Raw genomic sequence first — 12,982 nt, 5'->3', positions numbered from 1 at the left:
AATCCTTTCCCCGCACGACGGCCAAGTCACCGTCGTGCCGTACCAGATTCGCCCGCGCGATTCGTCGCACCGGACGGATCCCGTTTCGCGAGCACGTTCTCCACGAGCGCGGCCAGCAAAGCGGTGCGGCGCGGCAGTTCCGCGACGACGACATGTTCGTGATCCGCGTGCGCCCCGCCCCCGACGGCGCCCAGACCGTCCAGGGTGGGGACGCCGATCCCGGCGGTGTAATTGCCGTCCGAGGCGCCGCCGACCGACGCTGAGGTCAGGTCCCCGAGCCCGAGATCACCCGCCAGTTCCCGCGCCAGCGCGAACAATCCCGCCGACGAGCCCGCTTCGAGCGGCGGCCGGTTGATCCCGCCGGTCACCCGGACCTCGGCTCCTTCCAGGACGGCGGGGAGTTCCCGCATGGCCTTGTCGACGCGGAGCTGCTCGGCCTCGTCCCACACGCGGACGTCGACGGCCACACTCGCCGCGGCGGGAACGGTGTTGACCGTCGTGCCCGCCGAGACCACGGTGGGCGTCACGCTCGTCCCGGCGACGGGGTCGGCGAGCGCGGCGACGGCGAGGATCTGGTGGGAGATCTCGATTCCCGCGTTGACCCCCTTCTCCGGTTCGAGCCCGGCGTGCGCGGCACGGCCGACGACCTCGACCCGGTAGTGGGAAACGCCTTTGCGGCGGCATTTCAGCGCACCGCCGTCGGCCGAAGCCTCCAGCACGAACGCCGCGTCGCAGCCCGCCGCGGTCTCCTCGATCAGCGTGCGGGACGAGGGCGAACCGATCTCCTCGTCGCCGGTAACCAGAATGGACAACCCGTCGCGGTCGGGCACGGTCGCCGCGGCGTGCAGCGCCATCACGACCCCCGCCTTCATGTCGAAACAGCCAGGGCCGCGCAACACCCCGTCCCGCACCGAAAACGGATGCGTCTCCAGCGAACCGTGAGGCCACACCGTGTCGTGGTGACCGAGCAGCACCACCCGAGGCGGACCGTCGCCGAATCGCCAGCGGAGATGGGTGACACCGTCCACGACGATGCGCTCGGGTTCCACCCCGAGCAGCCTCAGGCCCACCTCGGCCACCACCTCGGCGCTGCGGGCCACCGCCTCGTGATCCGACGACGGCGACTCGCAGCGCACGAGCGTCTCGACGTCGGCGAGCAGGTCGCTCATCGCGGCTCACCTCGCAGCGGCTTGCCGGGGAACGCGTCCGTGCGCAGATTCCCGTCGGTGACGACCGGAACCCCCGAAACGAACAGGTGCCGGACGCCCACGGAAGGCCTGGTCGAGTCGAAGTAGGTCGCCGCGTCGGTGATGGTTTCCGGGTCGAGAACGACGATGTCGGCGTCGGCTCCGACGTTCAGCCGTCCCTTGGCCACCGCACCGGGGGCGACCTCGTCGAGCACGCGCGCCGGCAGGTAGGAGCAGCGCCGGAACGCCTCCAGCCACGTCCAGGCCTTGCTCTCCCGCACCATGAGCCGCAACGTCTTGCTGTACGTCCCCGACGTGCGCGGATGCGTCGCCCCGCCGGGCGGCAACGGCCATTCGGTGCTCTCGCTGGTGCCGTTCTTCCAGTACACGGGCAGCGCGTCGCTGGCGACGATCGCGTCCGGGAACGCGAGTGCCTGGCGCAGCAGCCCGAGGTCGTGCGGGCTGCTTTCGTCGAGGAATTCCAGGATGCACGGCGCCCCGGGATCCTCGGCACGCACCTGGAGGAGGCGGCCTTCGTCGGCGATGCGCTCCCCCGACTCCAGCATGATCACGCTGGACGGGGACAGGCCCTTCATCTTCAGGCGTTCGGGCGACAGGAACGCCGCGCCGATCCCCGTGCTGCCCGCCCCGTACGGATAGGCCTCGACCGTCACCCGCGAACCGGCCGCGCGGCCCGCTTCGAGTGCCGCGAGCACTCGCTCGATCTGGTGGCCGGAGGTGCTGTTCACGTGGCAGTGGTGCATCGCGGCGCCGGTCTCGGCCGCGACGATCGCGATCTCCGCCGAGCCGTCGATGGGCGTCTCCGGATTGACCTCGACCAGTTCACGGACGTGGGTGTAGGTCGGTGCCCCGGCCTCCTTCGCCAGCCTGGCCAACGCGAGGAATTCACCTGGGTCGGTGTCGGGCGCGTAGCCCAGGAGCACACCGACACCGAGCGCCCCGGCGGCGAGCTCACCGTCCACAAGGGACAGCCAGGCCGCGAGCTCCTTCGCCGACGAAGTCCTTTGCCAGGCGGGGTTTCCGAGTACCGCCAGCCCGCTGTCGATATTCGCGTCCGGCTCGATCCCGGCGAGCACCTGCGCCCGCGCGGCACCCCAGGACGCGGAGAAGCCGTAGTGCAGCGGGCGTCCCGCCGCGGCCGCCTCGGCGTAGGCCCGCTCGATCGGCATCAACCCGGCTTCGAGGTCGAGCGCGGTCGTCACCCCGTCCATCGCCTGCAACCGCTGGCCCGCGATGGTGTGCACGTGGCTGTGCAGGTCGATGAAGCCCGGTCCGACGACGAGCCCTCGGACGTCGATCTCCACGTCGCCCGGCTCGGCGGTCAAACCCTCCCCGACGGCGGTGACCACGCCATCGGTCACCAGCACATCGGCCGTACCGTCGAACCCCGTCGCCGGATCGACGACACGACCGCCGCGCAAGAGTGTCCGCATACTTCGCCTCCTAGGATCGCCTCGTTCATGGCGACCCTAGGAGGTTTCGGCGGGCGTCCGTTCGTACCGCGCGACGAATCCGGGCCCCTCGGTCCATCCGCGCGCACGAAAACCCTCGTGAGTGGCAAGGACGGTTAGAACCGTCCTTGCCACTCACGAGGCCGTCAGCGTTTCCGGTGTTCCGCGATGATCTCCGCGTACCGGTGCCCGCTCGCCTTGACCGTGCGGACCTGCGTGTCGTAATCGACCCGCACGAGCCCGAACCGCTTGCTCAGCCCGCTGTCCCATTCGAAGTTGTCGAGCAGCGACCAGGCGAAGTAGCCCTTCACCGGCGCGCCTGCTTCAGCGGCCCCGGCCACCGCGCCCAGGTGTTCCTCCAGGTAGGCGATGCGGTCGGCGTCGTGGATCGAACCGTCCTCGCCGACCTTGTCGTCGAAGGCCGCCCCGCTCTCGGTGACGTAGATGGCGCGGGCGCCGTACTCGTTGGCGAGCCGGTGGATGAGGTCCGCGAGGCCCTGCCCGTGGATCTCCCAGCCCATCGCCGTCGTCGCCGCGCCCTCGACCGGCACCTGCCGGGCGCGGGGCGCGGGACCGCCCGGATCGTCCTCGACGATCTGCCGGAAGTAGTAGTTCAGCCCGTGGAAGCCGACCGGGGCCGAGATCACCTCGAGATCGTCCCCGACCACGGGCGGTTCGACGCCGTAGACCTCGATCATGTCCGCCGGGTAGCCGCGGCCGTTCGACGGGTCGAGCCACCATCGGTTGACGTGCCCGTCCATCCGCGTCGCCGCCTCGACGTCCGCGGCGGAGTCCGACGCGGGCTCGATCCCGCTGAGATTGACCACCAGCCCGATGTTCGCGGGCCGGGTGGCATTGGCGGTGATCGCCTGCACGCCGAGGCCGTGCGCCAGCAGCAGATGGTGCGAGGCGTCGATGGCTTGCTTGAGGTCTTTGACGCCAGGGGCGAACCGGCCTTCGAGGTAGCCGAGCCAGGCCGAGCACAGCGGTTCGTTCACCGTGTTCCAGTCCGTCACCCGGTCGCCCAGCCGAGCCGCCACGACGGCGGCGTAGTCGGCGTAGGCGTACGCCGTGTCTCGCTCGGGCCAGCCGCCCTCCAACGCCGAAGGCAGGTCCCAGTGGAACAACGTGGCGAACGGCCGGATCCCGGCTTCGAGCAACGCGTCGACGAGCCGGTCGTAGAAGTCGAGGCCCGCCGCGTTGACCGCGCCACGACCGGTCGGGATCACCCGCGGCCAGGCGACGGAGAACCGATAGGCGTCGAGGCCGAGCTGTTTCATGATGGCGAGATCCTCCGGCCAGCGCCGGTAGTGGTCGCACGCGACGTCGGCGGTGTCGCCGTTCAGGACGGCACCCGGGACCCGGACGAAGTCGTCCCAGATGGACGGCAGGCGGCCGTCGGCGTCGACGGCGCCCTCCACCTGATACGCGGCGGTGGCCGCACCCCACAGGAAATCGGCGGGCAGGTGCAGATTCAAGGCGGACCTCTCTGTACGGAGCGACGGGCTGGTCATTTCACGGCACCGGCGGTGAGCCCGGCGACGAGATAACGCTGGAGCAGCAGGAATCCGGCGACCACAGGGACGGAGACGATCAGGGACGCGGCCATGACCTGGTTCCAGTACACCTGGACCTGGGTGGAGTACTCCTGGAGACCGACGGCGAGGGTCCGCGTGCCCGAGTCGGTCATCACCGACGCGAACAGGACCTCGCCCCAGGCCGTCATGAACGAGTAGATCCCCACCGCGACGATGCCCGGCATGGCCGCCGGGACCACCACGCGGATCAGCGCGCCGAACGGCCCGGTGCCGTCGACCATCGCGGCCTCGTCGAGTTCCTTGGGGATCGAGTCGATGTAGCCGGCGAGCATCCAGATGGCGAACGGCAGCGAGAAGGTCAGGTACGTGATGATCAGCCCGAACCGGGAGCCGTACAGGACGATGCCGGTGGCGTTGCCGATGTTGACGAAGATGAGGAACAGCGGCAGCAGGAAGAGGATGCCGGGGAACATCTGCGTGGACAGCACGGTCATCTTGAAGAAGTTCTTGCCACGGAACCGGAACCGGCTCAGCGCGTACGCCGCGAAGATCGCGATCACCACCGAGAGGATCGCCGCCGATCCGGAGATGACGAGGCTGTTCACGAAATACTCGGCGAGCGGGATGGTCTCCCAGATGTCGAAGAACGGCTGGATGGTCAGCGTCGTCGGGACCCACGCCCAGTCGCCCTGTACGTCCCCGAGCGGTTTCAGCGACGACGAAATCATCACGTACAGCGGAATGAGGGTGAACAGGGCGAGGAAGCCGAGGACGAATCGGCGGGCCCACGGGACCCAGCGAGGCTCAGACAACGGCGTTCCTCCTTCGCGCGGTCAGTCCCAAGTAGACGGTGCTGACGATCAGCAGGAACAGCAGCAACAACACCGACATCGCCGAGCCGAGGCCGAAGTTCCAGGTCACGAAGGAACTCTGGTAGATGTGGATCGAGATCAGCGACGCCTCCTTCGGCGCGGACGCTCCGAAAAGGACATACGGCGTGTTGAAGTCGTTGAACGTCCACAGGAAAAGCACCAGCAGCAGCACCTGGTTGACCGGGCGCAGCATCGGCTGGGTGATCGCCTGGAACTGACGCCACCAGCCCGCGCCGTCGATGGCGGCCGCTTCGTACAGTTCGCCGGGTATGTTCTGCAGCCCGGCCATCACGATCAGGAACGCGAACGGCCAGTTGCGCCACACCGAGACGACCACCAGCGACCAGAAGCTGTTGTCCCCGATGAGCCAGAAGGAATCGGTGCCCAGCAGGTCGTTCACCAGGCCGGTGTCCTTCTGGAACATGAACGACCAGGTGATCACCGCGGCGTACATCGGCAGCGCGTACGGCACCAGGAACAGCGTCCGGAGCAGGCCGCGTCCCCGGAAGTTCTTCTGCATCAGCACGGCGGCCGACGTCCCGAAGAGCCAGCAGAACCCGACCGAAAGGACGGTGTACAGGACGGTGATCCAGAACGAACCGAGCAGCGACTTCCCCGCCGCGGCGTCGAAGTCCAGGACGAACTTGTAGTTGTCCAGCCCGGCCGCCGGCGCGGACGAGAAGTCGCGGATGGCGAACTGCGTCAGCTTGAAGAAGCTCATCACGAGCCCGGCGATCATCGGGATCAGGTGGACGAGCAGTTCGAGCAGGATCGCGGGCAGCAGGAGAAGGTACGGCAGCGCGACCCGGCGCCGGTTACGCCGGGCACGCTGCGGCTTGGGCGCCCCGGCCGCCTTCACGGCCGGGGCGTCGTCGAGCGCGGTCGGCATCAACCACCGGCCGCGATCTGCTGGTCCGCCTGGTTCAGCTGGTCACGGATCTTGGCCCCGTCGACCGGTTTGCCCGCCGCGACGTCGGCGAACATCCCCTTCATCGCGGTGCCGATCAGGGTCTCGAACTGCGATTCCTGGGGCACCTGCGGCATCGGCTCGGCCGAATTCGCGAGCACGCTCTGGAACACCTTGACGTCTTCGGTCTGGAAAGCCGCGTCGCTGTAGGCGTCCTGGACGGTCGGCAGCGAACCGTAGGTCTTGTTGAGCAGCGCCTGCTCCGGCGCCGAGACCATGAACTTGACGAAATCCAGGGCGGCGTCGGGGTTCTTGGTGTTCTTGAAGACCGACATGTTGATGCCCGCGACGAAACTGGTCACCTTGCGGCCGTTCGGCGGTGCGGTGGCGGGTAGCGGGATCGGCGCGACACCGAGGTTCGCCAGGTCCATCCCGATGTTCTTGAACGACCCCGCGGAGGCCTGGTTCATGAACATCGCGGCCTTGCCGTCGGACAGGTCCTTGAGGGATTTGGCGGTGTCGGCGTATTCGGCGTTGGCCGGGTTGACGATCTTGTCCTTCTGCATCAGGTCGACGAACTGCTGCACGGCCGCGACCGACGGATCCGACGCGAGCTGCGGTTTGCCCTCGGCGGTGAAGAACTGCGCGCCGTGCTGGGCGCCGAGGATCGCGGCGTGGTGACTGTTCTCCGTGACCTGACCGGCTTGCAGCGAGAGCCCCCACTGGCCCTTGTCGGGTTTGGTGAGCTTCTTACCGTCCTCGACGAGCTCCTCCCAGGTGGCGGGCGGCTTCGTGATGCCGGCCTCGGAGAAGAGTTTCTTGTTGTAGTACAGGCCGTACGCCTGGCCGTAGAGCGGTACGCCGACCGGCGGCTGCCCGCTCGCCCCGGTGGCCGCCAGCGACGGGCCGAGGAACCGCGACTTCCCGCCGACCTTCTCCAGCGCGGCGTCGTCGAACGGCAGGAACGCCCCGGTCGCCTGCAACGAGGCCGACCAGGTGTTGCCGATGTTGAGCACGTCCGGCCCCTTGCCGGAGGTGGTGGCCGCGAGGATCCGGTTGAGCAGATCCGTCCACGGGACGACTTCGAGCTTGACCTTGATCCCGGAGGCCTTCTCGAACTTGTCCAGTTCGGGCTGCAGGACGGCTTTGTCGTTGTCGAGGCTGGTGCCCTGGTTGGACGCCCAGTACACGAGCTCCTTGGGAGCACTGGACGACGTGTCGCCGCCACCGCACGCCGTCGTGGCGGCGGCCGCCAGCGCCAGGACGAGCGCGGGAGCGATCTTTCCGATTCGCATCGATGGTCCTCGGGGTGAGTGGCCAAGCCGCGTCCGGAGCCTGTGACCCGGGACACGTCTTATTTCAGGGCTTGAGTTAAGCCGTGGGCCACCTTGCCGTCAAGACCCGGAGCACCAATTCGTCCGCCTCGGCACCGTATCGTTCACCAGGGGGTTCCACCCAGGGACGCGGGGCCGCGATCGACGACGATCATCTTCTCCAGACGATAGCCGTCGAGATCGGCGTGAAGCCAGGACTCCCCTTGCCGGGCACGGTGGAACCGGAACGTCCCGTTCGTGCTGTTGGCGCCGACGACGCACCGAACGGGGACCGGCGCCGCCCTGGCGATCTCGAGCGCGAACCCGAGGCCGTGACGCAGCATCAGGATCTGATCCGCTTCGGAGATCACCGGTTCGCCGTCAGGCAGACTTCCCGCTTCGATCGGCAGATGGTCTTCGAGATGGAAGCTGCTGACGAAGCACTCCCAGCCGGTCAGGTCCGCCTGCCTTCCCGGCGGCCGTCCCGCCCAAGCGGGGATGCCTCCGAGCGTGACCACTTCACCGGCAAGCTCGACGCCGCCGGCGATCATCTCCTTCAGCCCCGGCGCCAGCCGGTCGAGCGGTATCACTGCGGACAAGGAGCCGAGCGCGGCAGCGGCCAGGTCGTTGAACCGGATGTTGAGCACGGTCAGTTCCCGGTCAGCACGTCGAAGGCCTCGCCGCGGTGGACGGCGAACAGTTCGAGCGCCTTCTCACCGTCACGAGCACGAAGCGCGGAGGCCAGCCGTCGATGCTCGGCCGGGATGCTCGTGAGGTAGCCGTCGGAGCTCACGCCGATCCGCGTCAGCAGGAACAGGTACACCTGGGACCGGATCGCCTGCCACGCCTCGACGAGCCGCCGATGCCCGGACGCGGCGTAGACCGCGTCGTGGAAGTCGATGTCGCAGCGGACCATCTCATGCTCGTCGCGCGCGCGGTCCATCCGGTCGACGATTTCGTCGATCGCGGACAGGTCCGTGTCGGACGCGTTCGCGACCACGAGCCGGACGGCCAGCTGTTCGAGCGCCGAGCGCAGGCTGTCGAGTTCCGCGACGTCCACATCGGACAGCGTCGTGACGATCGCGCCGCGATGCCATTCGCTGCGGACCAAGCCTTCGCGCTCCAGTTTCAGCAGCGCCTCGCGCACCGGGCCGCGGCTGACGCCGAGCGCCGCCGAAAGCTCGACTTCGCGCAGCTGCGCGCCGGGCGGATAGGCGCCGCCGAAGATGGCGTCCCTGACCCTGTCCGCGACCTCGTCCGCCAGCCCGCGACGACGCGCCGGCACCACCCTGCCGGGTTCGCTCATCCTCATCCTTCCGCCGGAACGCCCGATCGTAGCGATCCGCCACTTTGTCCTAATGTTAACATTGCGACAAGTGCTCGTCCCGCCGGAAAGGATCCCTTGGGTATGACCGTCCTCGACTCCCCCATCCCTCGCTTCCACCTCGCCATGCCCGTCGACGACCTGGCCGCCGCGCGCACCTTCTACGGCGAAGTGCTCGGCCTCGACCAGGGCCGCAGCTCCGACACGTGGATCGACTGGAACCTCCACGGCCACCAGTTCGTCACACACCTCGCCCCGGAGCGGCCACAGCGGATCCACAACCCCGTCGACGGTCACGACGTGCCCGTCCCCCACTTCGGGCTGATCCTCACCGTCCCGGAGTTCCAGAAGCTCGCGGACCGGCTGCGCGCCGCGGACACCTCGTTCGTCATCGAGCCCTACGTCCGCTTCGAAGGGCAGACCGGTGAACAGTGGACGATGTTCCTGCTGGACCCGGCGGGCAACGCTCTGGAGTTCAAGGCTTTCGCCGACGACTCGCAGGTCTTCGCCGCCTGACGTCGGCCCCGAGTCCGTGAAGGCCTCCTTGAGGGACCCAGAGTCCCTCAAGGAGGCCTTCACGGACTTCGGCAAGCGCCAGGAGGGCGCCAACAGCCGTACAGATCGATAACCCCCACATTATCGATCTGTGCGGCTTTCCACATTGATCAACGTCCGGCGACGGGAGAACCTTGTCCTGTCAGCGAGCCTGCTGAACAGAGAACCAAGGAGACGCCACCATGTTCGACCCCATCCTCCTCCGGGCCGCCGACGCCGAGATCGTCAGCGACGCGCCGGGCAGCGAAATCACGCTGCTGGCCGACTCGGACACCACCGACGGGGGCTTCACCGCGAACCGCGCGACCCTGAAGGACGGCGTCTTCGGCACCCCGGCCCACTTCCACACCCGCGCGACCGAGTTCTTCTTCGTACTCGAAGGAAAACTCCAGGTCCTCGTCGAGGAGACCCTGCACACCCTGGAGAAGGGCGATTTCCTCGCCGTGCCGCCCAAGGTGCCGCACGCGTTCGGGCCCGCCGCCGGATCGGACGCGGACGTCCTGGTCACCTTCACGCCGGGCATGGCCCGCTTCGACTACTACCGCCTCCTCGACCGGGTCGCGCGCGGCGAAGCGGACCCCTCGGAGATCGCGGCGTCCTCGAAGCAGTACGACAACCACTACGTCGACAGCCCGGTCTGGCGCGCCGCGCGCGGTCAGTGAGCGTCAGTCGATGACCGCGGTCGCCTCGACCTCGACGAGGTGCTCGGGCACGTCGAGGGCCGCGACGCCGATCAGCGTTCCCGGCGGGACCGGGGTGCCACCCAGCTTCGCGGCGGCCCGGTCCACGCCTTCGAGGAACAACGCGAGTTTGTCCGGCGTCCAGTCGACGACGTAGACGGTCATCTTCGCGACGTCGGCGAAGGTGGCGCCGGCCGCGGCGAGCGCGGTGCCGACGTTCAGGTAGCACTGCTCGACCTGGGCGGCGAGGTCACCTTCGCCGACAACGGCGCCGTCGGCGTCCCAGGAGACCTGTCCCGCGATGAAGACCAGCTTCGACCCGGTCGCGATCGACACCTGCCGATAGGCGGGGATCTCCGGCAGTCCCGCGGGATTCACCAGGGTGATGCTCATCCGTACTCCTCGTCGTGGTCACTTGTGGTTACCCAGGAACTGTAGGAGAGTGTGCGACGACCTGGAAGAACGCACTTTTTCGTGACTGGGGAACCTGATGGTGACCAAGCAGCTCAACGGTTCGGACGACGCCGATCTCCTGCGAGCGGACTCACTGGCGCGGGAGATCTTCTCCGACGTCGCCAACAAGTGGGCGCTCCTGATCATCGAGACGGTCGGCGACGGCACCCGGCGGTTCACCGAACTGCGGAACGACATCGAAGGCATCAGCCACAAGATGCTCACCCAGAACCTGCGCATGCTGGAACGCAACGGCCTGATCGAGCGGACGGTGCATCCGACGGTCCCGCCGCGTGTCGACTACACCCTCACCGAGGCGGGCCACGGCCTGCGCGCGACGGTCGACGGGATGTGCGACTGGACCCACCGGTTCCTCGGCCACATCGAAGACTCGCGCCGCCGGTTCGACGCTCCCGCCTGAGCGTTCCGGAATACCCGGCACGTCCGCCCGGTTGACCTTGGCATCAAGTAGTTCAATGGCAAGCTAACTGGGTGGGTGTCATGAGCGAGAACATCGATCTGTTCCTCTTTCTCGAGCCGGGTTCCGACCCCGAGACCGACCGGGTGGTAAAGGACCTCGGCGACGCGGAGGCTCTGCTCGTCTGGGTTCCGGACGGCGCCGCCGCCGCGAAGGTGGCGTCCGAGGCGGTCGCCGCGGGCGCCCGGCTGATGGAGCTGTACCGCGGCTTCGACCTCGGCTCGGCCGCACAGGTCATCGAGGCCGTCGATGGCCGGGCCGCGGTCGGCGTCGCCGGGTACGGGACGCCCGCTCCGCGACCGATCCGTGATTCCGCCACCGTCTTCGTCGGGCATCCGAGCGCCGATCCGGCCAAGCACCGCCTGGTCCGCGAGCACGCGAGCGGCGGCAGGACGACGGTGGTCTCGGTGCCGGACTCGCCCACCGCGGTCCGGGTCGCCCGCGAGCTGGCCGACGCCGGGACCGGGGCGATCGAGATCTGTGGCGGCACCTCGCTGACCGTGGCGCGCGACGTCGCGGCGGCGGTCGGCGACCGGGTGCCGGTGAGCCTGGTCGCCTGGCCGGTCGACTCGATCGAGCGCGCGGCCGCGTACAAGGCGGAATTCGAAGCGGAAGGCGTCTAGCCCGTTTCGGCGTGCAGAAGGAGCTTCTTCAGCAGGGCCGCCAGCGTCCGCCGTTGCGCCGGGCTGAGCGGAGACAGGATGTCTTCGTCGGCGACGAGGACGGCGTCCAGCGCCTTCGCCGCGAGGTCCGTCCCGGCCTTGGTGAGCCGGATCCGGACCGCGCGGCGATCCTCGGGATCGGAGTGGCGCTTCACCAGACCGCTCCGCTCCAGCCGGTCGAGCCTCGCGGTCATCGCGCCGGAGGTGATCAGCGCCGTCTCCGCCAGATCCCGCGGATGCGTCCCGCCGGGGTCGCCGCGACGCCGGAGGGTGTTGAGGACGTCGAAGTCGGCATAGCTCAGGCCGAACGGCCGAAGCGCCTCGACGACGGCCGCCTGGCCGTGCCCGGCGGTGCGGAACAGCCGGCCGACCACCTGCAGGGCGCCGACGTCGAGCGCGCCGTCGCTGGCGGCCCACTCGTCGACCATGCGGTCGATGGAATCCTTCGGCACCGCGAAAGCGTAGCCGTTCGCCCGGATATCAGGGCAGGCGCACGACACGCAGGAAGGCGGGCAACAGCCACGGGCGCGGACCACTGACGACGATCTTGCCCGTCAGCGCGGAACGCACCTTGCCGACCCGGTGGAACAGCATCAGGTTCAGCGACGGCGGGTCGAACGAGATCCGCGCGTCGACCGGGCCTCCCGGCTCCTCGACGGTCACCCGTCCCCGATGCAGCACCAGCACGACCGGGGACGTGTACGCCGACCGGAACCCCACGGCGATCCGTCGTTCTCGTGGCGGCTCTTCGGTGTCGAGGAGGTTCCCGACGTCATGGCTCAGCACACCGACCAGGAAGAGATCGAAGAACAACGCCGCGTCCGCGGGCGGGATCGTCCACGGCAGCTTCACCGCCTTGGCGATGTCCCAGCCGTGGATCTGCAATTCGTTGACCAGGTGGGCCAGCACACCGGCAAGCGGCACCTTCGAGCCACCGAGCCAGTCCAGCGAGGTCGCCGGGTCGGCGTCCTCGGTCACGCGCAGTACTTCTTCGATGTCCGCGAGCAATCCGGTCACCAGCACGCCGAGATCGCGTTCCGGAAAGTCCCCCAGCACCAAGCCGTTCAACACGGAAACCGTGTCCACAGTGGTCTTCTCGATCTGGCTCTGCCCGCGGGCGTCCAGCACCGGGGCACCGTCCGGGCGTACCAGCGACGTGTACATCTTCGCGATCATCGCGACGTGGGCGACCGTTTCGGCCACCGTCCAGTCCGCGGTGACCATCGCGGACGGATCCGGGGCGCGGCCCACCATTTCCGCGAATCGCGCACCCGTCACCCGATAGGCTCGCCGCACCGATTGCCATCGATCCGCCGTGATCGCTCTGGTCACGTGCCGATTTTATCGTGCCACCACGGAAAATCCGTTCCGCTGACGTGCGGTCCGGAGCCGCCCGAAGGGGCAGTGACCGTACTCACTACGGAAATTCACGTGACACGCACCGACCGGCACAGGCAGACTGAAGGGCGAATTCCCTCGCCTTCGCTGTCACCGTTGCCGTCGCCGAAGGCGGCCCACGCGGACCCGCGCCCTTCCAGGAG

15 protein-coding genes are annotated in these 12,982 nt (G+C 68.4%); 4 read left to right on the top strand and 11 right to left on the bottom strand.

What is annotated here, in order from left to right; all coding sequences use genetic code 11:
* Positions 1-26: 26 nt before the first annotated feature.
* From MJQ72_RS06900 to MJQ72_RS06865, 8 genes are all read right to left on the bottom strand, one after another.
* Positions 27-1,169, bottom strand: a complete 1,143-nt coding sequence (locus tag MJQ72_RS06900) for a M20 family metallopeptidase (protein WP_240598287.1) — start codon at positions 1,167-1,169, stop codon at positions 27-29.
* Positions 1,166-2,641, bottom strand: coding sequence for an amidohydrolase family protein (locus MJQ72_RS06895; protein WP_240598286.1), 1,476 nt, complete (start codon positions 2,639-2,641; stop codon positions 1,166-1,168). The genes MJQ72_RS06900 and MJQ72_RS06895 overlap by 4 nt, the downstream gene beginning before the upstream one ends.
* 164 nt (positions 2,642-2,805) lie before the next feature.
* Complete coding sequence (locus MJQ72_RS06890) at positions 2,806-4,137, bottom strand: GH1 family beta-glucosidase (RefSeq protein WP_240598285.1); 1,332 nt, start codon at positions 4,135-4,137, stop codon at positions 2,806-2,808.
* Positions 4,138-4,169: 32 nt separating this feature from the next.
* Positions 4,170-5,009: a carbohydrate ABC transporter permease gene (locus MJQ72_RS06885; RefSeq protein WP_240598284.1), complete on the bottom strand. Its 840-nt coding sequence runs from the start codon at positions 5,007-5,009 to the stop codon at positions 4,170-4,172.
* The gene (locus MJQ72_RS06880) at positions 5,002-5,958 is read right to left on the bottom strand and encodes a carbohydrate ABC transporter permease (protein WP_240598283.1); all 957 of its coding nucleotides are present in this window, start codon (positions 5,956-5,958) and stop codon (positions 5,002-5,004) included. The genes MJQ72_RS06885 and MJQ72_RS06880 overlap by 8 nt, the downstream gene beginning before the upstream one ends.
* Positions 5,958-7,271 carry a sugar ABC transporter substrate-binding protein gene (locus tag MJQ72_RS06875; protein WP_240598282.1) on the bottom strand — a complete coding sequence of 438 codons (1,314 nt, stop codon included), beginning with the start codon at positions 7,269-7,271 and terminating at the stop codon, positions 5,958-5,960. Before MJQ72_RS06875 ends, MJQ72_RS06880 begins: the two co-directional genes overlap by 1 nt.
* A gap of 143 nt (positions 7,272-7,414) precedes the next feature.
* Complete coding sequence (locus MJQ72_RS06870; RefSeq protein WP_240598281.1) at positions 7,415-7,936, bottom strand: hypothetical protein; 522 nt, start codon at positions 7,934-7,936, stop codon at positions 7,415-7,417.
* Between the two features lie 2 nt (positions 7,937-7,938).
* Positions 7,939-8,595: a GntR family transcriptional regulator gene (locus MJQ72_RS06865; RefSeq protein ID WP_240598280.1), complete on the bottom strand. Its 657-nt coding sequence runs from the start codon at positions 8,593-8,595 to the stop codon at positions 7,939-7,941.
* Positions 8,596-8,697: 102 nt separating this feature from the next.
* On the opposite strand from MJQ72_RS06865, the gene MJQ72_RS06860 reads away from it, so the two are divergent.
* The gene (locus MJQ72_RS06860; RefSeq protein WP_240598279.1) at positions 8,698-9,129 is read left to right on the top strand and encodes a VOC family protein; all 432 of its coding nucleotides are present in this window, start codon (positions 8,698-8,700) and stop codon (positions 9,127-9,129) included.
* A 221-nt stretch (positions 9,130-9,350) separates the two neighbouring features.
* A complete protein-coding gene (locus MJQ72_RS06855) occupies positions 9,351-9,830 on the top strand; it encodes a cupin domain-containing protein (protein WP_240598278.1) in 480 nt (159 codons plus the stop codon).
* Between the two features lie 3 nt (positions 9,831-9,833).
* On the opposite strand, the gene MJQ72_RS06850 is transcribed toward MJQ72_RS06855, so the two are convergent.
* Positions 9,834-10,241 carry a RidA family protein gene (locus tag MJQ72_RS06850; protein ID WP_240598277.1) on the bottom strand — a complete coding sequence of 136 codons (408 nt, stop codon included), beginning with the start codon at positions 10,239-10,241 and terminating at the stop codon, positions 9,834-9,836.
* Between the two features lie 97 nt (positions 10,242-10,338).
* Here MJQ72_RS06850 and MJQ72_RS06845 point away from each other — a divergent pair, with 97 nt between their 5' ends.
* Together MJQ72_RS06845 and MJQ72_RS06840 are read left to right on the top strand one after the other, a co-directional pair.
* On the top strand, positions 10,339-10,722 hold the full coding sequence (locus MJQ72_RS06845) for a helix-turn-helix domain-containing protein (protein ID WP_240598276.1): 384 nt from the start codon (positions 10,339-10,341) through the stop codon (positions 10,720-10,722).
* Between the two features lie 80 nt (positions 10,723-10,802).
* Entirely contained in the window at positions 10,803-11,402 is a 600-nt protein-coding gene (locus tag MJQ72_RS06840; protein WP_240598275.1) for a DUF6506 family protein, read from the top strand.
* Here the strand turns inward: MJQ72_RS06840 and MJQ72_RS06835 are convergent.
* Both MJQ72_RS06835 and MJQ72_RS06830 read right to left on the bottom strand, forming a co-directional pair.
* A complete protein-coding gene (locus MJQ72_RS06835) occupies positions 11,399-11,893 on the bottom strand; it encodes a MarR family winged helix-turn-helix transcriptional regulator (RefSeq protein WP_240598274.1) in 495 nt (164 codons plus the stop codon). The two genes, MJQ72_RS06840 and MJQ72_RS06835, sit on opposite strands and share 4 nt — an antisense overlap.
* A gap of 28 nt (positions 11,894-11,921) precedes the next feature.
* A complete protein-coding gene (locus MJQ72_RS06830) occupies positions 11,922-12,695 on the bottom strand; it encodes a maleylpyruvate isomerase N-terminal domain-containing protein (protein ID WP_240601271.1) in 774 nt (257 codons plus the stop codon).
* Positions 12,696-12,982: the final 287 nt, after the last annotated feature.

Origin of the sequence: Amycolatopsis sp. EV170708-02-1 (genome assembly GCF_022479115.1) — a bacterium.
Taxonomy (GTDB): domain Bacteria; phylum Actinomycetota; class Actinomycetes; order Mycobacteriales; family Pseudonocardiaceae; genus Amycolatopsis.
Note: the sequence above shows the minus strand (reverse complement) of the source record. Positions and strands in the feature narration are given on the sequence as shown.

What these genes read in the sequence shown, in the direction of transcription:
- MJQ72_RS06900 (WP_240598287.1), bottom strand. Translation starts at nt 1,169, where the DNA reads ATGAGCGACCTGCTCGCCGACGTCGAGACGCTCGTGCGCTGCGAGTCG.
- MJQ72_RS06895 (WP_240598286.1), bottom strand. Translation starts at nt 2,641, where the DNA reads ATGCGGACACTCTTGCGCGGCGGTCGTGTCGTCGATCCGGCGACGGGG.
- MJQ72_RS06880 (WP_240598283.1), bottom strand. Translation starts at nt 5,958, where the DNA reads ATGCCGACCGCGCTCGACGACGCCCCGGCCGTGAAGGCGGCCGGGGCG.
- MJQ72_RS06875 (WP_240598282.1), bottom strand. Translation starts at nt 7,271, where the DNA reads ATGCGAATCGGAAAGATCGCTCCCGCGCTCGTCCTGGCGCTGGCGGCC.
- MJQ72_RS06865 (WP_240598280.1), bottom strand. Translation starts at nt 8,595, where the DNA reads ATGAGCGAACCCGGCAGGGTGGTGCCGGCGCGTCGTCGCGGGCTGGCG.
- MJQ72_RS06860 (WP_240598279.1), top strand. Translation starts at nt 8,698, where the DNA reads ATGACCGTCCTCGACTCCCCCATCCCTCGCTTCCACCTCGCCATGCCC.
- MJQ72_RS06855 (WP_240598278.1), top strand. Translation starts at nt 9,351, where the DNA reads ATGTTCGACCCCATCCTCCTCCGGGCCGCCGACGCCGAGATCGTCAGC.
- MJQ72_RS06850 (WP_240598277.1), bottom strand. Translation starts at nt 10,241, where the DNA reads ATGAGCATCACCCTGGTGAATCCCGCGGGACTGCCGGAGATCCCCGCC.
- MJQ72_RS06845 (WP_240598276.1), top strand. Translation starts at nt 10,339, where the DNA reads ATGGTGACCAAGCAGCTCAACGGTTCGGACGACGCCGATCTCCTGCGA.
- MJQ72_RS06840 (WP_240598275.1), top strand. Translation starts at nt 10,803, where the DNA reads ATGAGCGAGAACATCGATCTGTTCCTCTTTCTCGAGCCGGGTTCCGAC.
- MJQ72_RS06830 (WP_240601271.1), bottom strand. Translation starts at nt 12,695, where the DNA reads ATGGTGGGCCGCGCCCCGGATCCGTCCGCGATGGTCACCGCGGACTGG.